This is a genomic window from Paenibacillus sp. FSL R7-0302 (genome assembly GCF_038006885.1).
Taxonomy (GTDB): Bacteria; Bacillota; Bacilli; order Paenibacillales; family Paenibacillaceae; genus Paenibacillus_AQ.
In genome coordinates this window covers 3,631,807-3,657,699 of the sequence record NZ_JBBOWB010000001.1, presented here as the reverse complement: position 1 = coordinate 3,657,699, position 25,893 = coordinate 3,631,807, and the positions used below count along the sequence as shown (strand labels likewise).

The following is a 25,893-nucleotide window of genomic DNA, read 5'->3' as shown; positions in this document are numbered from 1 at the left end:
AACTCCCGGAAAAGATGCATAGTCATAGCGGCAGTTCCTATGGTAAACTTTAGGAAAATATTTAGGGGGATATAAATGCGTCGAGGTGTTATTCTATTATTAATGGTTGTGTTGCTCACTGCCTGCGGGTCATCAAGCAAAGGATTATCCACAGATGATCTTGCAATTGTGAGAGTAAATGATGAAAAACAAATTGTAAGCTACGGTATGAGTCGTGCGTTAGCAGAAAAGGTGCTTGGAGAAGGTGAAGAAGATGGTAATACAAACTTTTTTAATTATGAGAGTGATATAAGGATATTTTACCGGGATAATTCTTTAGTGTATATCTATATGGGGGAAGATTCTAAAGGTGTCTATAAGACTGTACAAGGCGCTGAGATTAATATGAACCAAGATGATTTGAAAAGAATATACGGTAAAAATAATTTTATAGAACATGAAGGAATAGTTTCGGCCTATAGATATGATTCGATAAACAAAAAATATCTTACCGATTTTGAAGTTGGCTCAGAAGAAAGAGATAAGTTTTATGAAATAGGTTTTGCTTATAAAGGTGGAGAGGTTAAGGGGATAGGTTTGGCAGATTACAAAGCTTTCGCTGATAGGAAGTAATACCAACGGATATCCCATAAAGAACTTCATAATTAGCCCGCTGGCTTCAGCTAGTGGGCTTTTAACCATAGGCTTGCCTGGTCCGCCAATGAGAATGCAGTGAACGGCTCTGTGATACTTTTTTCATATCAAAACACTCGTTAAATGATATTTCACCTATTAATAGTGATTTGTTACGCTTAAATGGCTATTAAAAGGAGGTAAGAAGATGGAATATCGTAAATTGGGTGCCAGCGGCTTATCGGTCAGTGAGATTGCTTTTGGCAACTGGATTACGCATGGGGATCAAGTGGATAATGACACCGCCAAAGCTTGTGTCCATGCTGCATTGGATGCGGGAATTACTACATTTGACACCGCAGATGTGTATTCGGACACGAAGGCGGAGACGGTGCTGGGACAAGTCTTAACAGGTGTGCGGCGCGAAAGCATCGAGTTATGTACCAAGGTCTATCAGCCTACAGGAACAGGACCTAATGACCGTGGTCTATCCCGGAAGCATATTATGGAAGCTTGTAACTCTTCGTTAAAAAGGTTACAGACGGATTATATAGATATTTATTATGCCCATAGATTTGATAAAAAGGTTTCGCTGGAGGAGACCTTCCTGGCCTTCTCTGATCTGGTGCGTCAAGGGAAGGTTCTGTATGTGGGGATCAGCGAATGGACGGCGGAACAGATCACACAAGCCGCGGTGTTGGCCCGGGAGCTGAGGGTTCCTCTGGTGGCCAGCCAGCCGCAATATTCGATGCTATGGCGGGTAATTGAAGCGGAGGTTATTCAGGCTTCTGAGCGGGAAGGGATCGGGCAGGTTGTCTGGTCACCGCTGGCCCAAGGCATTTTGTCGGGAAAATATCTGCCGAATCAACCTGTCCCGCAGGGGTCCCGTGCTTCGACTTCAGCGGGTTCTCCGTTTTTTCAACGATTGGCTGGCCAGTGGCTGCACACAGAGGTTCTTACGGCTGTATCCCGGCTGTCCTCACTTGCACACGAGGCGGGGCTGACGCTTCCGCAATTAGCCATAGCATGGGTGCTGCAGAATCCGCAGGTGTCGGCTGCAATCATTGGGGCATCCAGACCAGAGCAGGTACAAGAGAATGTGAAGGCTTCGGGGGTGCTTCTTGAACCTGATTTGCTGAGTGAGATCGACAGAATATTAGAGGGACTGGTTGAGCGTGATCCTGCAAAAACCGGGTGAGTAACGCTGTCCGCTCACCTTTCACCTGGAATTATGCTCTTGTAAAATCTCTATAAATGCAGAGAGGATGGCCTGATTCGTATCCGTTCTCCAGGCAGCGTAGAAGGGAACAGGCGGCGCATTTTCTTCGAAGGGTCTGAACACGACCCCGCTGCGCTGGAAGACGGAAACTGAAGAAGGGACAATGGAAACCCCCAGGTTCGCTGCCACAAGGTTAACAATGGTATACATCTGCACGGCTTCCTGTACAACCTGAGGGTAAACATCATGCTCAGCGCAGAAGCTCATAATCAGATCATGAAAAGGAAGACCGTGCTTACGCGGAAAGAAAATAAAAGGCTCGGAACGCAAAGCGGACACTGGCAATGCAGGAAGCTTGGCCAGCGGATGTTGATCAGGCAACACAGCAACCAGAGTTTCGTTGATCAGGCTGCAATGACTAATGTTCTTGGCCGGCTCAATGAAGCGAAGGAATCCAATATGGATGGTGCCGTCATGCAAAGCCTGCCATTGCTGGGCAGAAGTCATCTCCAGCAGGTTCAGCTGTATTTGAGGGAACCGTTGCCGGAAGATTTTGAGCACATCGACCATGATGCCGCCCTCTGCTGAACCGATGAAAGCTATATTTAAATGTCCAATGATGCCTTGGCTTGCCAGTTGTACCGTTCGAATAGACCGCTCCAGTTGAGATAAGATCCGGGTGGCTTCCTCCCAAAAAACAGATCCCGCTGGTGTGAGGCGGACTTGACGTTTGTTCCGTTCAAACAGCTTCACGCCAAGCTCTTGTTCCAGCGCTTGAATCTGCTGAGTCAACGGAGGCTGTGTCATATTTAATTTCTCGGCGGCACGATGGAAATGAAGCTCTTCCGCCACCGCAACGAAGTATTGTAATTTTCGTATATCCATTGTTGTGGTCCTCTTTTCCTACAGATAAAGCTAGTATAGCATAAGGGGTAGGATCGGCATGTATACTGCGAAGCACCGCAGATGAATCTGGAGACAGTCAGATACTATACGCAGATATCCGCCGGGACACGCGGCCTTCGACACACCGTGAGGACGGATCACCGGCACGATGGAGCTGAAGCGGAGGGATTAGTAATTTGATTGAAATGTAAATTGTCGAAAAAGTTAGAAATATGTAAATATAGGTATATACAAATATCTAAAAAAGTAGTAATATTCTCCTGTGAAATAATTACCATGGGGGGGATTTGGAATGTTTGCAATGGGTCTAATTGGTGGTATTACTGGTGTTATCGCCTCACTCTTAGCGATGGCTATCGGAGGCGTTGATGCTGCTTTTTCGGATAGTGGGACTTCAAGTATTACAGGGTTGGCAGTTTCTGCGTTACTATTCAGTATATTGGGAATAGTTGGTTCTGCGTTCTCTAAAAGCAAGCCAAAACTAGCTGGATATCTTATGTTGGTTAGTGGTGTAGCTGGGGCTATCAGTATTTCGTTGTTCTACGTTCTTTCAGGAGTACTACTTATCGTGGCTGGATTCATGGGAGTTTTAAGTAAGAAGAAAGCTGGAAATTCCACAGTTCCTCCTGTATTTGAATAAGTACAGAACAATTGTGGAAATTTAAAATTATAAATTATACAGTTTGGATTTTTTTAAAAAAAGCCTATCAACCAGTTAAGGTTGGCAGGCTTTTTTCTTTTTGTAATTAGGACCTATCAATCTTTTACCTCTGAACTCCAGCAATATCCGGATCTCACGTAAAGTGAGAATATTGACATTCTTCATGTCTTACACTAAACTGTAACAAATACAGTTAACTGTAACAAAAATTCCGTAAGGAAGGAGAATCCAATGAATACCTACACCGCGAAGCAGTTGGCTGAAGTGCTACAGAATGAAGATCCGCAGATGAATCTGCGGACGGTCAGGTATTATACGCAGATCGGGATGTTGCCGCCGCTGGAACTGGTGGGCAATAAGAGGGCGTATACAGATAGTCATTTGCATTATTTACGGGCGATCCTTGTATTAACTAGGAGCGGCGAGACGTTGGCCTCGGCCCAAGAGAAGTTAGCCGGACTGACGATGGACGAAATCATGAAGCTGGGCGATAACCTGCGGCTCTACCAATCGGATCAGATGCTCCAGAGTGAGCTGCATGTTGTTAGTGAGGATGTCATTCTCTCCGTTAGTCCGCGCATCTCAACGGCGCTGAAGGAGAAGATGCTTGAGACGATTACTAGACTACTTCAAGAGGAGGGGCAGGTATGATCCATATCCGCTTTGCAAAATCTGCTATAGAGCAGGAAGAAGGAATGAATCATCTCTGGCTTCACATCGCGCTGCCCGGCGGGGTGCAGAATGCCCGCTTACAATTAATCCTTCCGGCAGGGCTTCACCGGTCCCCTAATCTGAATGGTGCTGTTGAAGACAGCAGTGGGAGAATATGGATTGACGATACGCAGTCAGTAACGGACCTGTACGTTGAAATCTTCACCCGGGAGTCGGTCCCTTGCGGGGAGTATAGTCTGGCGGTTGAATTGTCTTACACGGGTAGGGATGGAACCGGTACCAATGTTAAGCAGGTGATTCCGCTGAAGGTCGTGTCTGAGGAGGAGTCGGTGGAGATTCATACCGATGAGGAAGTGGTGCGCAGAATTAAAGAACTGCAACTTCCACAAGACAAAAGTGAGCTGAATGAGTATAACGAATACACCCCGGCCAAGCTAATCAGGCTTGATTCCAACGCTATGTCGGAATGGGAGAAGAAATACCGCGTGGAAGGAGCTAAGATCGAGAGCATATGAGAACCCAATTACCATTATTCATTATCACCGGAGCCAGCGGAGTAGGTAAAACCACGGTCATGCATGAGTTGAGGGAGCAGATGCCGGAATTTGTTCTGTTCAGTACGGATGACGATAATTTCGGGACGACGGGGAAGAAGCTAGAGTACCAGGACCGGTATAATGTGCTGTTTCATTGTGCGCATGTCGTTGCGTTGTCGGGAAGAGGAACGATTATTTGCGGGACGATGATGCCCTGGGACGCCAAGAAATGCGATGTTTATGATGCTTTCAGTGAAGTGCACTTTATTAACCTGCATTGTGACGATGCCACCCGAAATGCCCGCCTGCGGGGCCGGGAGGATGCAGCAACCTGGACAGAGGATATGCTCAGGCAGCACGAGGAATTCGCGCAGTGGCTGCTGGACCATGCAGATACGGAGTATGATCCGCCGATGCCTACTTTTGACACCACTTCTACACCTACGGCCGCGCTGGCGGAACAGATCAAGGAGTATATTAAGGAAAAATGGAAGGGTAGCACGGGAATTGTCTCTTAGGTGAATAAATCTGCGGTGTATAGGATGGTTTACTTTCTATTCGTGTGTAAAAGCTTAAGGCCATCCCGGCAGGGATGGCCTTTGAACTATTTTAGGTTATCCCACAGCGCCTGGAAAGCACCGGGCTCAACCTCGAAGAATACTGGCGCATTGCCGTAGCGCACAAGTCCCTTGCCGAACAAGGTTAGCTCAACCCGGGCTTTGTCAGCAAGTTCGAGGTAAACCAGCTTGCGGTCCTCATTGTCATAGATGCCTTGCGCCATGAGCGAGTCTGCGGACAGCGGCTTGGCGGCATTAAGCGCGCTCAGGAAGCCGTTAAGCGCTGCGTCTTCCGGCAGCGGAAGGTATTGCTGCTTGCCGTTGTTCCAGCTATCGAAGCTCTCCCACTGGGCAGAGGCGATGCGCCCGTCCAGGTTCAGCTTGCCGATCAGATCGGCTCCGCTGTTCACGGTAATTCCGTTCGTATGTTCGTACAGCTCCGCGAACACCTGACCGTCTGCCTCTGTATAAGACATGACCAGGAAGCCGGAATCATATCCTTTGACAGCATAGATATCCGTCTCCCCGATGTTCGAGGCCAGCTCCGTATACGCATCCTTGCCGCTCCATTCATCAATCCCGCTGGTCGTGCGGCCCAGCTTCTCCCCGCGCAGTGCAGCCGCATCGGCTGCTTCAATGCGGATCGCCGCCTGGGTATAGATATTGCCCTGGTAGACGACCAGGCCGATCATATCGGCTTGGGCACCGGAGCTTTTATCCGACAGCTCGATCTTGGGAATGACGACTCCGGCAGAATTCCCTGCCGAAGGCGTGCCCGGATCTACCTGGGCTACTTGATTAGGGGAAGCTGTACCATTTAGCTGCTTCATTACGCCGGGTCCGGCCAGGCCGATTCCGGCGGCGACCAACACGCTTGCTGCGATATAGACCATCTTACGCGGACGGCGCTTTTGTTCCATTTTACCTTCTAAACCTTGCTTCATTTCTCTGCTTGAACTCATAGTATCCACCGCTTTCTTGTATTGGGTTCGAAACTGATCTTCCTTCATTCCTCTTCTGCTCCTTCCAGTTCCAGTCTTAACAGCTGACGTCCGCGCTGAAGTCTCATCTTCACGGCAGACTCGCTGATCTGCAGAATTCTGCTGATCTCCTGGACGGGATAATCCTCGTAATAGTACAGATGAATCACAGTCTTATACTTCACCGGCAGGGCCAGCACGAGCTGCAAGACCGCCAGCTCCTCGGGGTTATCGGCCGTGACCGGCTCCACCCCTTCGAGCTTGACCTCGCGCTTGCGCCAGCCTCTGCCCAGCAGATTCTTGCAATGATTGGTGATGACCCGGATCAGCCAGGCCTTCTGGTGTTCGTCATCCTTGAATACGGGAGCCTTCTCCATCAGCTTGATGAAGGTGTCCTGCGTAGCCTCTTCGGCATCCTGGCGGCTGCCCAGATGAACCAGGGCAATCCGGTACAGCATTTCTGCATATTGTTCGTAGCTTTTCATCACAGGATGGCCCGGCCGGGTCATGGGTTGCTGCATGAGGTTATGCCCTCCTTTATCTATAACACCCTTTAGGACGGCATCCGGTCACATTTTGTTTCCGGGAATTTATTCTGCTTGTTCTAAGCTCACCCTGATACAGCAAAAAACAGGGGATGAAGAAGTCCAAGACTTCCTCATCCCCTGTGATAGAGGCCGTATGAAGCGGCCGGCTCATCCGGTCACTTATCTGTTTGCAGGAATCCTGCTGTTACTCGGGGGTTCCCTGGGTTACCCCGTGAACATAAGTCTTCCAGGGGGTGTCCAGCGCCCCTTGTCCCGGATTGTAAGTGAAGAAATACTCTACGGAATCGCCTTGCTGCACGTTATTGACCGCGTAGGTGTAATTGCCGTTGCCTGCGGAGGTCATGGCTACGTTCTGCTGGCCGCCGCCGTTGATCTTGTAATGCAGATCAGCGAAGGTGGCGCCGTTCACATAGAAGAGCAGGTTATTGCCTGTTTTCTTCAAGCCGCGCACCTGATCTCCGATCACAATGGTTGCTGGCGGCGGGGAGACTACAGTGATTGTGCTGCTGGAGGTTTTGTTACCATCCGCGGTTGTTGCAGTAACGGTAGTGGTTCCCGTTGCAATTCCGGTAACAAGACCACTCTGGCTCACTGATGCAATGTTGCTGTTCGCTACGCTCCAGTTCACCTGTTTGTTGGACGCACCAGAAGGTGCTACGTTAGCTGTTAACTGGACATTCTGCCCAATCTCCACCTGGGAGGTTGACGGAGTTACGGTAACGCCGCTAACCGGAACGGTACCCGGATTGCCCGGGTTACCAGGATTTCCGCCGCCGCTGCCTTCCTTATACACCCGTACATAATCGACCTGCATCGTTGCCGGGATATCGGACGGAGCCGGAGTCAGTCCGCCGTCGAAATGTCCGCCCACTGCCAGATTCATAATCAGATAGAAGGGCTTGTCGAAGGGAGCATTAGGATTGTTCGGTGCCGCTACAGAATACCACTGCTCTCTATTGACCTTGAAGAAGAATTTGCCGTCCACATACCATTTCACGTTGTCATCTTCCCAGACCATGGAATATACGTGATAGTCGTTCGCAAAGGTCTGGCCTTGCGGGAAGTGATACTCCCCGGCGATGTACTTGTTCACCGGCCATTGTCCGCCGAAGTGAACCGCGCCGCTGGTCGTGCCGGGCAGCCGTCCTTTGGCTTCCATAATGTCAATCTCACCGGATGCAGCCCAGGCTCCATAAGCCGCATCCTGCGGGAGCATCCACAGCGCGGGCCAGATACCGTTGCCTGTCGGCAGCTTGGCACGGATGTCTACCCGGCCGTACTGGAAGGACAGATGGTCTTTGGTGTTGATTTTGCCGGAGGAGTATTGTGCATAGCGGTTCGGGTCCTGCGGGAAGGACTTCGGATCGTTCTTGGCCCGGATGTTCAGCTGGCCGTTCTGCACAAACACATTCTCCGTACTATTCGTATAATGCTGCAGCTCGTTATTCCCCCAGCCCCAGCTGTTAGGGTCATTGGTGATATAGTAACCCTGCTCATAGTTCCACTTGCTGGTATCCAATGCGGTTCCGCTGAACTCATCCTGCCAGAGCAGGTTCATGCCCGCTACGGCCGGGTCTGACGGAGTGCCCAACGTAATATCTTCCTGATCGCTTTCATCTGGACGCGGAGCATTCGGGTTACCGGTGAAGGTATAATACACATAATTGCTGCCGATATTGCCGCCCTGCTGGCCGTTTAACGGATAGCCGATGCGGATCTCCATATTCTCCTGGATCGGCTGGAACCACAGTCCATAGACGTAATCGGCCCAATAGCCCCACTGGTTGGCCGCGGACATATTGTTGTAGCCGTTGCCTGCATAGACGAAGCCGCTCTGGGCGGAATTGCTCAGATCGACCCACTGGCCGCCGATTTTGATCTGATAGACGTATTTGCCCAGCTCGCTGCCAATCGGTGCACCCCCGTCAATTTTCGGCAGAGGGAATCCGATAGACCCGTTGTTATCCGCAGTGAAAGCTGTGCCTTCATAAGCGGATAGGACATAGGAAGCTCTGACGGGCTGATTGAAGGTAAGGGTGTAGATCACGTTCGCGGATGAGGTCTTGGACTCTAGCTTGACGTTGATAGATTCGGTGATCGTGAACCAGTATCCGCCGCCTCCTTCGGTGAACTGACCGAAGTTGCTGTCGTAGATCCAGCCGCTGGCTGCATTGTTGTCAATATCAATCCAGGTGCTGCTGTTCACCGGCTTCACATACACCTTCAGGTCATCGGCCACAGCTTCATAGGTGAGCGCCGGATCATTATTGAAGGTAGGGTAGGTGAAGCCGGCCCCGCCGGTGAAGCCCGCTGTAATCTGCGGCCCTTGGGTTGGTGTCATCGCGGTGATCGTTGTCTTGTTCAGGTTCTGAAAAGCCAGCGTATAATTCAGCGTAACCCCGCTATTCGCCTTAGAGTGGAGCTGGATCTCGGTTGTAGCCGACAGGGTGAACCAGTAGCCGTTCTGTCCGCCGTCGCTCCAGTGTCCCCAGTTCTGGTTGTAGACAAAGCCGCCTGCGCTGTCAATGTCAACCCAGTTGCCATTTACTTTGACTTTGACGCCTACATCATCCGACACATCGCTCCAGGACGCAGACCCGCCGTTAAATACCGGCATAACGAAACCGTAGCTCGCCTGACCGACACCTGATTTGGAGATAACCGGACCGTCTGCCGCTGAGAAATAAGCCATTGAGGTAACTGCAGTTCCTGCGGCCTCCGCTGTACGGATGCCCGAAGCAGGGAGCTGGCCGATGCCGGACAACAGCAGCAGGACCAGTAACAAACTAAGCACCTTCCGCTTGAAACCGGGTTGCGTAACATAAATTCGCTTCATACTTGCCCTCCTTTAATTAAATGGTAGTGAAGGTAACCGCTTACATGTGAGAGAACATCTTTATTCTATCGAAACTTGTCAGCTGCTAAAAGGGACAATCCTTTTTGTTTTGACCCAATTTTTTGGGTCTGCTGCCAGTGAAGGGCTGGCGCGGGGCGCGTGGGCGGAATGTAATCGGAAAACCGATTACATTGGGTATGGCGGAGACGCGGGGAGGGAATGTAATCGGAAAACCGATTACAATGGGCGTGGCGGAGGCGTGGGGAGGGAATGTAATCGGAAAACCGATTACAATGTGCATGGCGGAGGCGCGTGGAGGGAATGTAATCGGAAAACCGATTACAATGGGCGTGGCGGAGGCGCGTGGAGGGAATGTAATCGGAAAACCGATTACAGTGGGCGTGGCGGAGGCGCGTGGGCGGAATGTAATCGGAAAACCGATTACAATGGGCGTGGCGGAGGCCGCGTGGGCGGAATGTAATCGGAAAACCGATTACATTGGGCGTGGCGGAGGCCGCGTGGGCGGAATGTAATCGGAAAACCGATTACATTGGGCATGGCGGAGGCGCGTGGAGGGAATGTAATCGGAAAACCGATTACAATGGGCGTGGCGGAGGCGTGGGGAGGGAATGTAATCGGAAAACCGATTACATTAGGCATGGCGGAGGCGCGGGGAGGGAATGTAATCGGAAAACCGATTACCTTCTGCCCAGCGCGGGACCAGAAGGTCGGCCGCGCTGGGAATTTCGCATAAATAGCGGAGCGGACGGAGCATAGGTTGAATCAGCCGCCCGATAGCTGGTGACTGGCGCGGAGCGCAGGGGCAGATTTTTTTCACAGCACAGCATCGCGGTAATCCTCTTCACTGGCAGGCTTCCGGCGGATCAGCAGACGGTATTCGGTCGGCTGCATGTCCATAGCTTCGCGGAAGGCGCGGGTGAAGCTTTTGTAGCTCTCGTAGCCGACCATGGCGGCAATCTCGATGATCTTGTGGTCGGTCTCGGCCAGCAGACGCCGCGCTTTGCCCAGACGCACATCACGCAAGTATTCGGCGAAGCCCTTGCCGATATTCTTCTTGAACTGGTTGGAGAAGTAGGCGTAATTCAGCGAGACATGATTGGACACCATCGCGAGATCCAGCGGCTTGTGGTAATTCTCGTGGATGAAGCGGATAGCCTCATTCAGATCCTGCGAGCTGCGGTAGCTGCACTTGTATTCATAGTAGAACTGGTCGAGCCGCAGGAGCTGCTGCTGTAAGGCCTGGATATATTCGCGGATGCCGGGATAGTCGAACAGATTGCGCAGACACTCCAGATCAAGCGCTTCTTCACCCAGATAAGGACGGATGACACGCTCATAATCCTCCATCATCCGGACAACGGCGCGGCATAGCTGCTGGGTGTAACGGATGTGATAGCGCTGAAGCACCTCCTTATGGAAGAGACTGGAGATCCCTTGGGTGATTCTGCCGCTGTTACTTGTGCCGGTTAACTGGAAGAGAGCATACAGTTCCTCATAAGGAAGCTCCCAGTGCTGCTCCAGCCGTGCGATGTGCTGAGGCAGCAGGCAGCGCGTATCCGGGAAAAGAAAGCTGTGGCGGTACAGATCAAGCACCTGTATATAACTGCCCGGCAGAGTGCTTAATCCTTGGTGCGGCTCAGTCATGGCCGTGACAGCCCCGATCTGCTCTTCGCTGAGCGCAGCAGGCAAGGCTCCCGGATCTATGGCTGCATCCACGGCCAGGACCAGGTGGGGGCGGTGCTGGAGACAGATGCAGCCCTGTCTGCCGTACACACGGTAAGCCACAGCTTCGATGCTGTGACTGCTGCTGGCCCCCGGCTGGTTAATCCAGCGCTCCTCGCGCAGATGGCAGAGGCGGTAGCTGCGCCACAGCCCCGGGTTCTGCTGCTCAGTCGCGGCAATCCACGCTTCATCGCCCGCCGCACCTTGCATATACATCCGCAGCTCCTTGCGGTCCGTCTCCCGGGCACGCTGCGAGAGCCGCTCGATATCGCTGGTGAGCAATATGCGCGTCTCGATCTCCTGCCAGACATGCTCCACCGAGACCTGCAGGTCCTCGCGCTTCACAGGCTTGAGCAGGTAACCTTTGGCCCCGAGCTCAATGGCCTTCTGGGCATAGGCGAAATCGCTGTATCCGCTAATGATCAGATAATCCGCCTTCAGGCCTTCCAGCCGGCTTTGCGCCATAAGCGCAAGGCCGTCCATATCCGGCATGCGGATATCGGTAATGACGAGCTGGATGCTGTGCGCCCGGAGAAGCTCCAGAGCTTCAAGCCCGTTAGCGGCGCTGTACATATGCCCCGGCTGCTGCGGGAACTGGCGGAGCATCGCCTGCAGTCCGTCGCGGATATGCTTTTGATCATCCACCACCAGAATATTGATCATGCCTACCAACCTCCAAGATTCTCATTTTCCCAGGGCAGCCTCAGGGTTACACAGGTATATTCCCCTTGAACGCTGCTGATCCACAGGCCGCAATCCGTGCCGTAATGGAGCTGCAGGCGCTTATGTACATTGTCCAGCCCCAGCCCGCTGCTGCTGCTGCTGATAATCGGGGTGTCAGAGTCCCCCCGCAGCACAGACTGCAGGCTGTCCAGCATCCGGGGAGCTACCCCGGCGCCGTCATCGCTGATCTCGATCAGCAGCAGACTGTCATTCTCTACCCGTACCGAAATGGTGATCTGAATACTGCCGCCGGAAGGGGCTGCATGGTGTACGGCGTTCTCGACAATGGGCTGCATGCACATCTTGGGGATGCGGTAGCGCTGGACCTCCGGGGGGAGATCGGCCGACAGCTCCGTGCTCCCGCCTTCCATGAAGTTGATGAACCGGATATAGCTGCGGATATTGGCCAGCTCCTCGCTGAGCGCGACCGTATCGCTGCGCCATTGCATGCTGTAACGCAGCAGGGACCCCAGCGAGACGAGAGCGCCTGCGATGGCAGGCTGCCGTTCCACCTCTGCGCGCATTCTGATAGATTCCAGCGCATTGTACAGAAAGTGGGAGTTGATCTGCGAATGGAGAGAGTGGAGCTGCGCATTCTTGGCGATAAGCTGCTTATCTACTACCTGTGTCATCAGCTGCTGGATTTCGTCCAGCATACTATTGTAGCTGACGGCTACATAGTCAATTTCGTCACCGGTTTCGTTCGCGCCAAGCCCGGTATCAATCTTGGCATCCAGCTGGCCCCTGCGCACCTTGCGCATCGAGCCCAGCACCTTCTCTAAGCGTCGGAAGATCCGCCGGGTCATCCTCGACACCAGCAGCAGCATCAGCAGCAGGACGGAGGAGGTGATGGCAATGACCAGCAGATACCCGTCGCGCGGACCTTTCATCAGTGCCTGACGGGAGGCGATGTCCACCACATAGGCGTTCAGGGGAGCGATATAACGGTAGAGCGCATAGTAAGTCTGGTCCCCGGAATGGACCTCAATGGGGGCCTTTTGCTCCAGTACGTTCAATTGCTCATGGGTCCGGCTAAGGATGTCATCCAGCTTCTCTCCGGCCTTCTGCGGGAACACATGCCCCGGAAGGTAGACATTACGGGAAGCATCTGCGCTGTCCATGATCACGGTGAAGAAATCCCGCCCGCTGTCCTCCAGCAGATCGCTGAACAAGACGTTATGCCGCGCCCGGATCTCCATAATCGTAGGCAGCCTCTGCTGCTGGCCCTGAAGCCGCACCAGCCTGTAGTAAGACAAGGTATCTGCGCCATCCTTGAAGGAGAACAGCCGGAAGGCGGCACCGCCTTCATCCCGGAGGGTCATCCAGTAATCCTGCGGCCAGAACTTGCTGTAGTGATAGATTTCCGGCCAGATTTCATAGACATCAGGGTTATCTACATAGAAGCTTAGACTGCTAATCATCGCATGGCTCTGGATAATGTTATGCATCTGTTCATAATGGTTCTGCTTGAATTTCACAAGCCGCAGACCGTCCCCGCGCATGCCCGAATGGATGAAATCCACGAAGGACTTCTGGGTCAGGGCTGTTGAGGAAGCGTTCTCAAGAAGTTCAAGCCGGCTGCGCAGCCGTTCGTTCATCCGGGCGATATGGTTGCTGCCCTCGGCCATAGCCTCTTTATAGAGCTGGTTCTCCTGGCTGCGGATGAACAGGGAAGACACCACAATGGCCGGGATGGCGATCATCAGGCTGAAGGCCAGGAACAGCTTTTGCGAGATCGGGGCATTGCGGTATAGCCTTCTTAACGTGGTCAGCAGCTTCTTCATCGGTAACCCCTCCATCCCAGTAATATAGCATAGATCATAAATGGGCTGGTAGGGAATATGGCACGTATTTTAGCAGCTACAGCCCGTAGGGAGCCTCCTCTATGCAGGAAATACCGGCAGCCCTCACGGCCGCCGGTACAGCTCCATTACACAGGCGGATTATTCCGCCATCTTGGCCTTGCGGGCATCCAGCTCGGTCTGCCGGTATTCCATCACCTGCGCGAACCCGTAGCCGTCGCGGCGGGAGCGGAAGCTCTCGAACACCTTGTCAAAAGCCGCCTCATCCTTGGCCGTAATCAGCTCCGGCAGCACCTCTTCCCAGTTCTGGGAGATCCGTGACCAGGCTACGGCCACATCGGAATCGCCGAGCGGGTCCAGGCCTTTGTAGATCCCGCTGTCAATATCGGCCTGCGCATTCGCGAAGTCCTCCATCTGCTTGATGACCGGGGCTTTCTCCGGTCTCCACTGGTTGACGATGACCGGGTTACGCATCATCCAGTAGGTGTCCAGAATGCCGTATTCTTTCTCCAGCTTCTCGATATTGCTGCCCAGCATGTCGGCGAACTCGGCCTTCAGCTGCGGTTTGCCGTCCACGGAATCCCAGGTTTCGCCCTCCTTGCCGAGGAACAGGTCGCGCTGGCCTTCTTCACTGGCGAGGTAGGTCAGGAAGCGGATCGCCCGCTCCGGGTTCTCCGTGGATTTGCTGATCATGGTCACCATCCAGCCGTCCATGTTGCCGGGGAATAGCTTGGCGCTCTCGCCCTTGTTATTCTGCGGCCCGTCAACCGCGATGTAGTAAGAGTCCGGGTTGGCCCCCGCCGCTAGCATCGGATTGACCGCTGACATGCCGGTCCATTCGCGGATCATCATGAAGTAGCGGGCGTTGTTCGTTTTCTCCTCTACCTGGGTATCGGAATCCACCAGGAAATCGACGTTAATCAGTCCGCGCTCGTAGGCGGTACGGAAGGTTTTGAGCCAGGCGATGTAATCAGGGTCGGTAATACGGTCATATACTTTGCCATCCTTCTCATGCGGAACCGCCAGCAGATTCTGGAGATATTCCGTCATCCCGTAAGGCACATTGCCCTGGGCGAAAAAGGGGCTGATCGGCTGGCCCTTATACTCGGGGTACTTATCCTTCAGCAGCTGCAGCGCACTGAGGAAGCCTTCCGGGGTACTGAGGTCCGGCTTGCCCATCTCCTCGTACAGATCCTTGCGGACCAGGAAGGTCTGGTTGGCCGCCGTCATGCCGGTCTCGTGCATCAGGTTAGGGCTGTAGGAATCATTCGGCACTCCGTAGGTGTTGCCGTTCTCCTGCCGGTACCACTTCAGTGTGCCGTCACCGGCAACCTTGAAGAAGTAGGGATCATACTTGTCGGCCAGTTCATTGAGCGCATAGACATGATCGCCCTCCCACAGTTTTTTGACAGCGGTCTCCCAGGAGCCCATGCTGATCAGGTCAGGCAGCTTGCCGGAGGTCATCATCAGCGTAACCTGCTCATTCGCTTCCCCCGAGGGAACCTCCAGCTTGACGTTCACGCCCGTCTTCTCGGTGACATACTTGGAAGCTAGGCTCTCGCCCCAGGTGTGGGCATACCAGTTCGCGCCGACGAACCACGTGAGATCCACCGGACTGGTATCGAGCTTCCAGGCGGGCTCCTCCGCATTCAGCTTGGTCTCGGTCTGCGGTTCCGCTGACGCTTCGGCCTGAGGCGCAGCCGTCGGCGTATTCTCCTTAGTGGCGGAATTGCTGCTGCAGGCGGCTATGCTTAATGCCAAGGTTACAGTCATCATTGCGGCCAGGATGGGGCGTACAGGTTTGCTTTTCACAGCATAATCATCCTTTCGGGTTAGGTGTGGTTAGACTTCCTACGGTTATCCCTTAATCGCGCCGATCATCACACCCTTGACCAGATAACGCTGAATGAAGGGGTAGAAGATCAGGATCGGCAGCGTAGCCACCATCATGGAGGCGAATTTGATGGAGTTGCCGGGCAGACGGGCACCGAATTGGGCCATAGCCTGCTGCTGCATGAAGGACATGGAGTTCTCGGCGATGATTTTGTACAGCATGGTCTGTAGCGGCAGCAGCTCCTGGGAATGGATGTAGATCACACCCTGATAATAATCATTCCAGTGATAGACGGCGGAGAACAGCGCAATGGTAGCAATGACCGCCATGCTGTTAGGCAGTACAATCCGGAACAGCACGCCGTAATCCGAAGCGCCGTCTACCTTGGCCGACTCCTCCAGGCTATCAGGAATGGTACGGAAGAAGCTCATGAAGATGACCATATTAAAGAAAGTATACATGGACGGGATGATGAACACCCAGAAGCTGTCATACAAGCCGAGCTTGGTCATGAGAATGAAGGAGGGGATCAGCCCGCCTGAGAAGAGCATGGTGATCAGAGAGATTTTGAGATAGAGCTTGCGGCCGATGAGATTCGTCTTGCTGATTCCGTAAGCGATGATTGCGGTGAAGAGCACATGCACCACTGTTCCGATCACCGTGCGCATTGTAGTGATGTAGAACCCGTTCATCAAGGTCTTATCGTTAAAAGCTACACTGTAGCTGGCCAGCGACAGCTCGGAGGGGAACCAGTTGACGGTGCCGAGTGAAGCCTGCTCCGGCGAATTCAGCGAATTGACGAGCACGAACCACATCGGGTACAGCGTCAGGAAGCAGACGGCCAGCATCAAGAGCGTATTGCCGATCTCGAAAGCGCCAATCCGCCGGAATCTTCCGCGTCTTGCCATGAATCGGTTGTCTCCTTTCCAAATGGAATCCTGCTCTAAAAAATACTGTCCCCCGTAAGCCTCTTGGAGCTCTGATTGGCTAACAGCAGTAGTCCCAGCGCTACAATCGAGCGGGCGAACAGGACGGCGGTGGAGAAGGAATGGCGCCCGGAGACCAGTCCCATGTTGTAGATGTAGAGGTCCAGGCTCTCCGCCATCTTCATGTTCATATTGTTCTTCAGCATGAAGATCTGCTCGAAGTTGCTGCCGAGAATGCCGCTCACAGCGAGGATGAAGAGGATGGCAATGGTCGGGCGGATGCTCTGCACCGTGATATGCCACATCCGCTGCCAGCGGTTCGCGCCGTCCAGCTCGGCAGCTTCATACAGCCCCGGATCAATGCCCGCTATGGCCGCTATGTAGATAATGGCGCTCCAGCCGGTCTCCTTCAGCGTATCGGTGAAGAAGGTAATCCACCAGAAGTACTGCGGCTCGCTGTTGAACAGAATATCCCGGTCCTGAAGCCCCAGCGCCATCATCAGCTGGTTAATGACACCGCCCTCGCCCAGCCAGTTGAGCGCGATTCCCCCGAAGATCGTCCAGGCGATGAAATGAGGCAGATAGGAGATGGTCTGCACCGTGCGCTTGAACCGGAGGCTGCGGATTTCATTCAGCAGCAGGGCGAACAGAATAGGGATAGGGAAGCCGAGGAAGAGCTTGATGCTGCTCATCCCGAGGGTGTTGCGGATCGAGCGCCAGAACCGGTCATCTGTCAGGAAATCGCGGAAATGCTTCAGCCCGACAAACGGAGATTCCAGCATAGGCTTCGCGATACTGAAATCCATAAAGGCTATGATCAGCCAGAGCATGGGGATGTAACAAAAGATAAACATCCAGAGAATGCCCGGGATCACCATGCTTTGCAGCTGCCACTGCCTAAGAAGCGCTTTCATTTGTCCCGTTCGGGTGTGGAACATGTACTGTACCCCCTTCCTTCTTCATCGTATGAAAAAGGCCGGCGGAAAAAAAGGCCATGATTATTGGCCCTATCCCAATTTTTTGGATTCCATTGACCGGCCCCCGAAATTAAGTATGCTGTGATTAACTGAAGGGAGTGTGCCAAACGATGAACAGACTGGTATGGGAGCAGGATTTCCAGGGGGGGACTGCTGATTTGAAGCTATGGAACATCCGCATGGGCAATGATCTGCTGGACAATGACGGAAATGCAATCTTCCCGGGCTGGGGGAATGGAGAGCAGCAATTCTATACGGGGCGGCCGGAGAATCTCTCGATTGGCGCAGAGGGGCTGCAGCTCTGTGCGCGCCGCGAGGTGACCCGGCATGAGGGCCGCAGCTTCGCTTACACCTCGGCACGAATGGATACGAGGGATCATTTCGCTTACTGCTACGGCAGGCTGGTCGTACGCGCCAGGCTGCCGGTAGGCCAGGGCATCTGGCCGGCCATCTGGCTGCTTCCGCAGGATCAGGCCTACGGCCCCTGGCCCGCTTCCGGCGAGATCGATATCCTGGAGGCGAAGGGCCGCCTGCCCCGGCACATAGCAGGAACGCTGCATTATGGGCCGGATCTTGAGCGGAAGGTCGTGGAAGAATTCACCCATGAGCTGGAGCGCGGGACGATTAACGAATTCCGGGAGTACACGCTGGAATGGGAGGAAGGCTCCATGAGGTGGCTGGTGGACGGGCACTGCTATGCCGAGCGGCGGCTTGAGCCGGGGATGCCGTTCGACCAGCCCTTTTATCTGCTGCTTAATCTTGCCGTTGGCGGATGGTATGACCCTGTCGCGGTAGATGAAGCTGCGCTGCCTGCGGTAATGACGGTGTCGGGCATCCGGCTGTATCAGAGCTAAGGACAATCCCTCAGATCCCGGCAAAAATATCATTCAAGCGGTCCCAGTTGGCTGCGATCCAATGATTCTCCTGACGGAAGCGGACGAGCGGCGGGAATTCATCCTGCTGAGGCACAGCAATCCATTCGGCTTCCTTCCACCAGGTTAATTTCAGTGACCGGATGAGTGTACTTGCAGGCAAGGGAGTATATTCACGGTAGCCCGTCACGAAGGCCCGTACCCGGTCCAGCCCGATTCCGTCCTCAGATAACGCGCAGGAGAGGATCGGCCGGGCTATATCGAACTCCGGGTAGACGAAATGCAGCCGGTCGAAGTCAAGGATCGCCGCCACCTGATCTGCGCTGAACAGTATATTATCCACGAACAGGTCCCGGTGCCCCCAGCCCCGTTCGCAGTCCGCGAAGATGCCGGTGTCTATCCGGTCGATGATCCTCCGCTGAAGCTCAAGCGCCGATAGAGTATCCTCGCTCTGCCGGGCGGTAGCCTGATGATAGCGTGCCTCCCAGTTTCTCACCATAGACGCCTGGCTGCGGACCTCCCAGTACAGCGGCAACGAAGCAGGCTGAGCGTTAAGTAACTTGTGCATCCGGCCGACTACTCTGCCCAGCGAATACATCTGCTGCTCCGTGGCCGAGCCGGGGGCAATACTGTGCCCGTCACACAAGGTCATCAGCACGTAACGTTCCTGTGAAGGCGTTCTCAATACATAATTTCCGGCGTGCGAAAATAACTTCGGAACAGGAAGGCCTTCCCGGTACAGATGATCCTGATGGCTTAAGGAGACTTCCAGTCCGCGGGTGAGGGCTTCAGGGTAACGGATCTTGCTGTACTGCTTCACGAACAGACGGCCTTGATCACTGTCCAGCCTCCACTTCAGATTCAGGAAGCCCTGATCAATCTGGACCGCTTCAGTGACATGCAACCCGAATTGTTCTGTGATGGAGTCCAGGATATCATCTCGGATTCTTACGGCGGTGTCTGACATACAATATCTCCTCACCGGGATAATATAGAGGCTGGATTAGCGAAGTATTCACACTAGTAGAGCATCAGATTTAAAATGGTGGAGTAGAGGCTGAAAGAGACAGGGTTATAGAAATGGGAAAAAAGAGCGCAATAGACCGCGCTTCCTTGGTGGAGACATCAGCCTGCCAGCGGCAACCGGATAAAGCTCTTCATGCGGGGGGAGGGATGGACTGCCGGGCTTCTGCATCGTTTCCAGCGTTGCGGATAATTGCTTAATCATTACTCGCATATCCTCAAGCTCTGCACGCTGCTGGAGCAGCTGTACCGAAACGATCTCGCTCGCTTTTTGATCCAGTGCGTGTTCAATATACTCGATCCGGGACCATATTTTATTCATAGGGTCACCTTCTGTAGATAGGCTTGGATTCGCTTGCAGCGGGCCCCTTGGCAGCTTGTCATTCGTTAGATCCGGATCTATGCCTTCCAGTGCTTCCCCCTGATTAATACGGTCTTTAATATGATTGAGCTGGCTGATTTGCTGCTCCGAGAAGGTATAATGTCCAAGACGGTCCTTTGGAAAGAAATCGGGGAACATGGCCGCCCAGCGTTTGATCGTAGTCTGGCTAACGGACAGCAGCTCCGCAGCTTCCTTTGTTTTCAGAATTTCCATTTCAATCCCTCCGGTGTAGTAGTCTTCTATGAGTTATTCGCTATTCTTCGGCGGCCCCCTGCACAGGTGACAAAGGAAGTGCTCATTCGCCAAGCAAAGTGTTATTACGACTATTCTTGCTCTCTAGAGAGCAGTGTACATACAGAAGAGTATAATTGTATCCCCGGAGAGCTCCAGAGGTAGAATCTATAACAAAGAAAAAGCTTTCCATAACCCCCTTCCGGGCAATTATGGAAAGCTTTCTTCAGCTAGTTACAGACATTGTGCTGAGTTGCCTTAAGGGAGAAGGCAGTTTATAGCAGGGCGAGCTTGAACTTGAAGGTATACGGACGGTTGGCAGGCAGCGTGAACTGCTCATGGGTTGGCGCACCCCAGCTGTCATCGCCGCCCACGCCCATTTGCTTGTAATTGACACGCAGCACGGTTTTGTCAGAGGCTGGCAGCTTGTAGCCGTGGTCGCTGGCTTCAAGCTCAGCCGGAGACCAAGGAAGTGCATTGACTTCAAGCGGCAGCGCGCCCTCCACGGATAATCCGTGTCCTTCGTGTCCTGCGGTGACGGAAGCATACCGTACATCCGTCTTGTTGCCGCACTCCTGCGGGCGGAGGTAATCCGTGAACTGCTCGCTGACCTTGCCTGTGTACAGCCCCAACGGAGCTCCGGACTTACGGTCCCAATAGTTCTCATGCGGCCCGCGGCCGTACCAGGAGACCGTGTCCAGGCTGCTGTCCAGCTCGAAAACCATCCCGAATTCCGGGATCTCCGGCAGGGCGCTGCTGCCCGGGTTAAGCTCCTGTACAATCTCGACTGAACCATCCGTACGAATCTCGTAATGAACACGCAGGGTGGACTGCGGCTGCGAACCCAGCAGATAGTCAGCGGTCACGAAGCCGAGGCCCCCTTCCACACGGCAGCTGAACCGGGCCAGCTGACGCTCGTAGGACGCTTCCTTCCAGATCGCACAGCGCTCAGGATGCTTGTTGCCCAGATCATTGTCTGTTACAGCTCTCCAGAAGTTAGGTCTGGCCGGTGCGACGAGAACCTCCTTCCCGGAGGACTTCAGCGAGACAAGCGCGCCGGTTGCTGTCTCGAAGGCAAGCGCGAATCCGTTGCCCTCGAAGTTCACGAAGCCATCCTGTTCCTTCACTTGCAGGGTGCCGCCCGAAAGTTCCGGGTTACGGGACGGAATATATGGGGTTAACACGAACTGTTCCCAGGCAACTTCATGCGCGGCCTCAGACCAGGCGGTTGCGCCCTCCTGAACGAACGACACTGTAAGCACAGCTTCCTTGTCCGATTCAAGCAGCGCTGAATCCAGCGGAACCGTGAAGCCGGCTGCTTCGCCAGGCGCTGCGGAGAGCGGCAATTGTCCTTCCTGGGCCGCTACGCCGTTCAGAGCCAGCGTCCATCTCAGCTGATAGTCTGCCAGATCCGTGAACAGGAAGTTGTTGCGGGCCTCGAAGCTTCCGCTCTTCAGATCCAGTGCGGTGATGGTGATATTCTGATAGCATTTCTTCACTTCGTAGAGCTTAGGCGTCACGCTGCGGTCCGCGAACAGCAGCCCGTTGCCGCTGAAGTTGCCGTCATGCGGCTTCTCCCCGAAATCCCCGCCGTAAGCCAGATAAGACACCCCTTCAGGAGTGGTTGTACGGATCGCCTGATCCACCCAGTCCCAGATGAATCCGCCCTGAATGCTGTCATATTTGTCGAACAGCTCCGTGTACAGATGCAGGCCGCCGCAGGAGTTGCCCATGGCATGGCTGTATTCACACAGAATGTAAGGCTTCTTCGGGTTGCTGAGAGCGTACTCCACGACTTCATCCGGCTTGATGTACATCGTCGATTCAATATCGCTGGCCGCGTCCGAAGGTCTGTAATGATAAGTGCCTTCATAATGCACCGGACGGGTCGGGTCAGCTTGCTTCAAGTGGTCATACATGGCCAGGAAGTTATCGCCGCCGAAGGATTCGTTGCCAAGCGACCAGATAATGACGGACGTGTGGTTCTTGTCGCGCTGCATCATGGAGTTACAGCGGTCAATGACGTTCGCGCGCCATTCCGGGCGGCTGCCGGGAACGTTCCCCTCATGCAGCTCCTTCTGCCCGTATTGCCAGGAGCCGTGTGTCTCCAGGTTCGTCTCGTCAATTACATAGAGACCGTATTCGTCGCACAGCTCGTACCATACCGGTTGATTCGGATAGTGGGAGGTCCGCACGGCATTGATATTGTGCAGCTTCATCAGCTTAATGTCGGTGATCATATCTTCCTTGGAGAGCGCACGGCCGGTATCGCAGGAGAATTCATGGCGGTTCGTTCCCTTGAATACAATCCGTTTGCCGTTAATCTTCATCAGGCCGTCCCGGATCTCGAAGGTCCGGAAGCCCGTCTTGCAGCTGAGCGCTTCCAGCAGCTGTCCCTGATCGTCCTTCACCGAAATCAGCAGGGTGTAGAGGTTAGGCTTCTCCGCGCTCCATTTCAGCGGGTTCTTCACGGGTGCGGACAGCTTAAGCAGCTGAGTTCCTTCTTGTTCAAAAGCAAATCCGGCGGACACCGGCGCAGCCCATACCGGCTGCTGCTTGCTGTCGTAGAGCTGTACTTCCACGGTGTGTGCCCCGATGACCCGGTTATAATAGTTCTCCAGAGTCAGGTCGACCTGCAGCTCCGCATCGGTGAAGCTCTTGTCCAGCTCGGTGCGGACGAAGAAGTCGGCTACCCGTACTGGAGGCGCAGTGTAGAGATAGACATCGCGGAAAATTCCGCTCAGACGCCAGAAGTCCTGATCTTCCAGCCAGCTCGCATCACACCAGCGGTAGACTTCAACGGCCAGCTTGTTCTCACCGGGAAGCAGGTAGGCGGTGATATCGAATTCTGATGGTGTGAAGGTATCCTCAGAGTATCCGGCAAGTTCGCCGTTCACCCATACATAGAAGGCGGATTCCACACCCTGGAAGCTGAGGAACACTGGCTGTCCGTCCCAATCCTGCGGAACGCTGAAGGAACGGATATAGGAGCCTACCGGATTGTATACCGTCGGAGCGAAGGGAGGCTTCAGATCCGGCTCGGATACTTCCCAAGGATAGCGTACATTGGTGTATTGGGGATAATCATATCCCTGGAACTGCCAGTGGGAAGGGACGGCGATATCTGCCCAGCCGGCAGCGTCGTATCCGGCCTTATAGAAGTCCTTGATCCGTGCATCCGGGGTCTCGGCAAACGCGAATTTCCATGTTCCGTTCAGCGTCTGGTAACGGGATGAGGACGCTTTATCCCCTTGCAGAGCGTCGGCTGCTGCCGGGAAGGACATCATGGAGGCGTGGGCATCTATACGGTTCAATTGAAAAATCTCAGGATTATTGTTCCATTCGGGATATCCGTTGGCAGGCTGCTGATATGAGAGTTTGTTGCGCAAGTTAACATCTCCTTATATTGTTATATTCATATTATAGGATGGGAAATGTTCTGGGTATATATAATGATTTTGTTTAGATATAATAGAATATGAAACTAAGTGATGCCAGATTGTATCTGGAGGGAGGCTGCTATGGACAGTACGATGATCTTTTGCGAAATGGAAGATATGCTTCTGCTGCCCCTGTATCCCATGACCATCGGGTATTGGGAGCATCAGGGGGAGATGTCCCGGCCTGCGGGCTTCCCGGATTATCAGCTGCACCAGGTCCTCGGCGGCAAGGGTGAAGTGAATATCAAGGGGAAAACCTATATTGCCGAGGCGGGTGATATCTTCTGTCTCTACCCGGATGTGCCCCACTCTTATACGCCGCTTACCCGCGAATGGGAGCTGGCCTGGATCTCCTTCAACGGAAGAGAAGCAGCCCAGATGCTGCTCTACGCCGGAATACGGGAGTCCGGGGTGGGACGCCTCAGAGCAGAATCCATCCTTGCTCCGCTTGAGGAGATGCTTACGCTCTCCTGCGGCAATGAGCTTCAGGACAACATGGAGCGTTCCAAGCTGCTGTATGCCCTGCTGCTCGATCTGAAGCGCAGCCTGCTTCCGGCCTCGAATGAGGACAATGAGCTTGCGCGGATGAAGCCGGTCCTGCAATATATTGAGCTTCACCTGCACCGCCCGCTGCTGCTGAAGGAGCTGGCCGAAGTGGCGTCAGTCTCGCCGCAGTATCTGTGCCGGCTGTTCCAGCGGACCGTCCGTGAACGGCCGGTGGCCTATATTAACAAGCAGCGGGTCAACCGGAGCAAGCAGCTGATGTTCAGCAGCCGGGGGCAGCGGATCTATGAAATCGCCCAGCGGGCCGGCTTCGAGAATGTCAGCTATTTCTGCGCTGTCTTCAAACGGATTACCGGCATGCAGCCGGAAGAGTGGAGAGGTCTGCATGGATTGGACTAGAGGAGCGGCTTCATAGATAGCTCACACAAGCTCCAGCTTAAACACAACCGGCAAGGCGCTTGTGACCGTAGTGGTACGGATCGTTAAGGCCTCAGTATCCCGTTCCCAGGAGGGCTGCTCACTGAAACCGAGGACTGTAATGTCCCTCAGGATTCCCTCGAAGCAGGGGGATTTCTCCCGGAGCGACTGGATGCGCACGATACCATCCTCCGGGTACACCAGGACGGTTGCATACAGGCAGCTGCCTTTTACAGTGAAGCGGATATCTTCCGGTGTGAACGTTTTGGCCTGGCCATCGGTAAATTGTCCTTCTTCAATACGTGTAGGCCCTTCCCCAAAGGTGCGCCAGAAGGAGGTATCATAGATCGCTTCTCCGTTTGTTCCCAGCCAGCTGCCGATGGCCGTCAGAATCGCCTGGTCCTCCTCTGCGAAGCTGCCATCGGCCTTGGGCCCTACGTTCAGGAGCAGATTGCCGTTCTTGCTGACGATATCGACCAGGTCGCGGATGATTTCTGCGGCGGATTTGTAGTCGTTATTCTCCGTATAACACCATGAATTACGTGCTGCCGCCGTATCTGTCTGCCAGAAGAAGGGCTTCAGCTCGGCGAATTGCCCGCGCTCGACATCGGGGACCGCACTGCCGAACATGAAGGCATCATGCTTATAATTAATAGCAGCCGGCATTCCGCGCTCTGCCGCGCGATTGTAGTAGTAGGCCGCGAACTTTTGCAGATAGGGCCGGAAGGCCGCATTCTCAATCCACCAGTCGAAGTAAAAAATCTTGGGCTGGTACTGATCGACCAGCTCGCAGCAGCGGATCAGCCAGTCCTCCAGATACTCTCCGGATGGGGGAGAGCCGTAGGGATCATGATGATCCGGTTCCGGCATGGCCGGCCAGTAGAAGTCGCCGCGGACAAGCGGCTCGCGGATATCGGAGTCGAATTCCTTGCCGTGGGACATGAAGAACCAGTGCTCCGCACGGTGGGAGGAGACGCCCAGCTCCAGTTCCTGCTCTGCGAAGGCCGCCTTCAGCTCGCCGAGAATATCCCGTCCGGGACCCATGTCATAAGTGTTATAATGAGAGACAGCGCTTTTATACATCTGGAAGCCGTCATGGTGTTCTGCCACGGGAATGACATATCTGGCGCCGGAGGCCTTGAATAATGCAGCCCACCCGGCCGGATCGAACTGCTTCGCTGTGAACAGGGGAATGAAGTCCTTGTACCCGAACGTCTTGTGGTTTCCGTAGACTGCCAGATGATGCTCATATTCCTTCGTGCCCTGAATGTACATATTGCGTGAATACCACTCATTGCTGAAGGCCGGAACCGAATACAGCCCCCAGTGAATGAAGATCCCGAATTTGGCCTGGCGGTACCACTGCGGCACCTCATAGGCGCTTAACGATTCCCAATTCGCCTTGTAAGGGCCGTTCTTAATCGTCTCGACAATAACCTGCAGATAATCAGTTGTGTTCATCATGAGCCAGTCATCTCCCTGTGTATGAAGT

The 25,893-nt window shown here is 53.9% G+C and carries 23 protein-coding genes; 10 read left to right on the top strand and 13 right to left on the bottom strand.

Going from position 1 to position 25,893, the window contains the following annotated elements; genetic code table 11:
• Nucleotides 1-75 precede the first annotated feature (75 nt).
• Both MKY96_RS16120 and MKY96_RS16115 read left to right on the top strand, forming a co-directional pair.
• A complete protein-coding gene (locus MKY96_RS16120; RefSeq protein ID WP_340941621.1) occupies nucleotides 76-612 on the top strand; it encodes a hypothetical protein in 537 nt (178 codons plus the stop codon).
• A 208-nt stretch (nucleotides 613-820) separates the two neighbouring features.
• Nucleotides 821-1,810 (top strand): aldo/keto reductase family protein, encoded by a 990-nt coding sequence (locus MKY96_RS16115; protein WP_340941620.1) that lies wholly within the window; start codon nucleotides 821-823, stop codon nucleotides 1,808-1,810.
• Nucleotides 1,811-1,831: 21 nt separating this feature from the next.
• Here MKY96_RS16115 and MKY96_RS16110 read toward each other — a convergent pair whose 3' ends face one another.
• Nucleotides 1,832-2,716: a LysR substrate-binding domain-containing protein gene (locus MKY96_RS16110; protein WP_340941619.1), complete on the bottom strand. Its 885-nt coding sequence runs from the start codon at nucleotides 2,714-2,716 to the stop codon at nucleotides 1,832-1,834.
• A gap of 313 nt (nucleotides 2,717-3,029) precedes the next feature.
• On the opposite strand from MKY96_RS16110, the gene MKY96_RS16105 reads away from it, so the two are divergent.
• The 4 genes from MKY96_RS16105 to MKY96_RS16090 all read left to right on the top strand — a co-directional run bounded on the left by MKY96_RS16105 (nucleotide 3,030) and on the right by MKY96_RS16090 (nucleotide 5,124).
• Nucleotides 3,030-3,377, top strand: coding sequence for a DUF4064 domain-containing protein (locus MKY96_RS16105; RefSeq protein WP_340941618.1), 348 nt, complete (start codon nucleotides 3,030-3,032; stop codon nucleotides 3,375-3,377).
• 252 nt (nucleotides 3,378-3,629) lie between these two features.
• Nucleotides 3,630-4,049: a MerR family transcriptional regulator gene (locus MKY96_RS16100; RefSeq protein WP_340941616.1), complete on the top strand. Its 420-nt coding sequence runs from the start codon at nucleotides 3,630-3,632 to the stop codon at nucleotides 4,047-4,049.
• The gene (locus MKY96_RS16095; protein WP_340941615.1) at nucleotides 4,046-4,585 is read left to right on the top strand and encodes a hypothetical protein; all 540 of its coding nucleotides are present in this window, start codon (nucleotides 4,046-4,048) and stop codon (nucleotides 4,583-4,585) included. Before MKY96_RS16100 ends, MKY96_RS16095 begins: the two co-directional genes overlap by 4 nt.
• On the top strand, nucleotides 4,582-5,124 hold the full coding sequence (locus tag MKY96_RS16090) for an AAA family ATPase (RefSeq protein ID WP_340941614.1): 543 nt from the start codon (nucleotides 4,582-4,584) through the stop codon (nucleotides 5,122-5,124). Before MKY96_RS16095 ends, MKY96_RS16090 begins: the two co-directional genes overlap by 4 nt.
• 86 nt (nucleotides 5,125-5,210) lie before the next feature.
• Here MKY96_RS16090 and MKY96_RS16085 read toward each other — a convergent pair whose 3' ends face one another.
• From MKY96_RS16085 to MKY96_RS16075, 3 genes are all read right to left on the bottom strand, one after another.
• Entirely contained in the window at nucleotides 5,211-6,107 is an 897-nt protein-coding gene (locus MKY96_RS16085) for a hypothetical protein (protein WP_340941613.1), read from the bottom strand.
• Nucleotides 6,108-6,169: 62 nt separating this feature from the next.
• Nucleotides 6,170-6,664: an RNA polymerase sigma factor gene (locus MKY96_RS16080; protein ID WP_340941612.1), complete on the bottom strand. Its 495-nt coding sequence runs from the start codon at nucleotides 6,662-6,664 to the stop codon at nucleotides 6,170-6,172.
• 211 nt (nucleotides 6,665-6,875) lie between these two features.
• A complete protein-coding gene (locus MKY96_RS16075; RefSeq protein WP_340941611.1) occupies nucleotides 6,876-9,527 on the bottom strand; it encodes a family 16 glycosylhydrolase in 2,652 nt (883 codons plus the stop codon).
• Between the two features lie 122 nt (nucleotides 9,528-9,649).
• Between MKY96_RS16075 and MKY96_RS16070 the strand changes: the two genes are divergently transcribed.
• Together MKY96_RS16070 and MKY96_RS16065 are read left to right on the top strand one after the other, a co-directional pair.
• A complete protein-coding gene (locus MKY96_RS16070) occupies nucleotides 9,650-10,060 on the top strand; it encodes a hypothetical protein (protein WP_340941610.1) in 411 nt (136 codons plus the stop codon).
• 23 nt (nucleotides 10,061-10,083) lie between these two features.
• Nucleotides 10,084-10,281 (top strand): hypothetical protein, encoded by a 198-nt coding sequence (locus MKY96_RS16065; RefSeq protein WP_340941608.1) that lies wholly within the window; start codon nucleotides 10,084-10,086, stop codon nucleotides 10,279-10,281.
• Between the two features lie 80 nt (nucleotides 10,282-10,361).
• On the opposite strand, the gene MKY96_RS16060 is transcribed toward MKY96_RS16065, so the two are convergent.
• The 5 genes from MKY96_RS16060 to MKY96_RS16040 all read right to left on the bottom strand — a co-directional run bounded on the left by MKY96_RS16060 (nucleotide 10,362) and on the right by MKY96_RS16040 (nucleotide 17,469).
• Entirely contained in the window at nucleotides 10,362-11,933 is a 1,572-nt protein-coding gene (locus MKY96_RS16060) for a response regulator (RefSeq protein WP_340941607.1), read from the bottom strand.
• A gap of 2 nt (nucleotides 11,934-11,935) precedes the next feature.
• Entirely contained in the window at nucleotides 11,936-13,777 is a 1,842-nt protein-coding gene (locus MKY96_RS16055; RefSeq protein ID WP_340941605.1) for a sensor histidine kinase, read from the bottom strand.
• Nucleotides 13,778-13,936: 159 nt separating this feature from the next.
• On the bottom strand, nucleotides 13,937-15,607 hold the full coding sequence (locus tag MKY96_RS16050; protein WP_340941604.1) for an extracellular solute-binding protein: 1,671 nt from the start codon (nucleotides 15,605-15,607) through the stop codon (nucleotides 13,937-13,939).
• 45 nt (nucleotides 15,608-15,652) lie between these two features.
• Nucleotides 15,653-16,537: a carbohydrate ABC transporter permease gene (locus MKY96_RS16045; protein ID WP_340941603.1), complete on the bottom strand. Its 885-nt coding sequence runs from the start codon at nucleotides 16,535-16,537 to the stop codon at nucleotides 15,653-15,655.
• 35 nt (nucleotides 16,538-16,572) lie between these two features.
• Nucleotides 16,573-17,469 carry an ABC transporter permease gene (locus MKY96_RS16040; RefSeq protein WP_340941602.1) on the bottom strand — a complete coding sequence of 299 codons (897 nt, stop codon included), beginning with the start codon at nucleotides 17,467-17,469 and terminating at the stop codon, nucleotides 16,573-16,575.
• Nucleotides 17,470-17,642: 173 nt separating this feature from the next.
• On the opposite strand from MKY96_RS16040, the gene MKY96_RS16035 reads away from it, so the two are divergent.
• A complete protein-coding gene (locus MKY96_RS16035; protein WP_340941600.1) occupies nucleotides 17,643-18,386 on the top strand; it encodes a glycoside hydrolase family 16 protein in 744 nt (247 codons plus the stop codon).
• Nucleotides 18,387-18,396: 10 nt separating this feature from the next.
• Here the strand turns inward: MKY96_RS16035 and MKY96_RS16030 are convergent, their stop codons facing one another.
• The 3 genes from MKY96_RS16030 to MKY96_RS16020 all read right to left on the bottom strand — a co-directional run bounded on the left by MKY96_RS16030 (nucleotide 18,397) and on the right by MKY96_RS16020 (nucleotide 23,429).
• Nucleotides 18,397-19,371, bottom strand: a complete 975-nt coding sequence (locus MKY96_RS16030) for a phosphotransferase (RefSeq protein WP_340941599.1) — start codon at nucleotides 19,369-19,371, stop codon at nucleotides 18,397-18,399.
• Between the two features lie 105 nt (nucleotides 19,372-19,476).
• Nucleotides 19,477-20,022, bottom strand: coding sequence for a MerR family transcriptional regulator (locus MKY96_RS16025; RefSeq protein ID WP_340941598.1), 546 nt, complete (start codon nucleotides 20,020-20,022; stop codon nucleotides 19,477-19,479).
• A 293-nt stretch (nucleotides 20,023-20,315) separates the two neighbouring features.
• Nucleotides 20,316-23,429 (bottom strand): glycoside hydrolase family 2 TIM barrel-domain containing protein, encoded by a 3,114-nt coding sequence (locus MKY96_RS16020; RefSeq protein WP_340941597.1) that lies wholly within the window; start codon nucleotides 23,427-23,429, stop codon nucleotides 20,316-20,318.
• 132 nt (nucleotides 23,430-23,561) lie between these two features.
• On the opposite strand from MKY96_RS16020, the gene MKY96_RS16015 reads away from it, so the two are divergent.
• Nucleotides 23,562-24,383: an AraC family transcriptional regulator gene (locus MKY96_RS16015; RefSeq protein ID WP_340941596.1), complete on the top strand. Its 822-nt coding sequence runs from the start codon at nucleotides 23,562-23,564 to the stop codon at nucleotides 24,381-24,383.
• A 21-nt stretch (nucleotides 24,384-24,404) separates the two neighbouring features.
• Here MKY96_RS16015 and MKY96_RS16010 read toward each other — a convergent pair whose 3' ends face one another.
• A complete protein-coding gene (locus MKY96_RS16010) occupies nucleotides 24,405-25,865 on the bottom strand; it encodes an alpha-L-fucosidase (protein ID WP_340941595.1) in 1,461 nt (486 codons plus the stop codon).
• Nucleotides 25,866-25,893 lie beyond the last annotated feature (28 nt).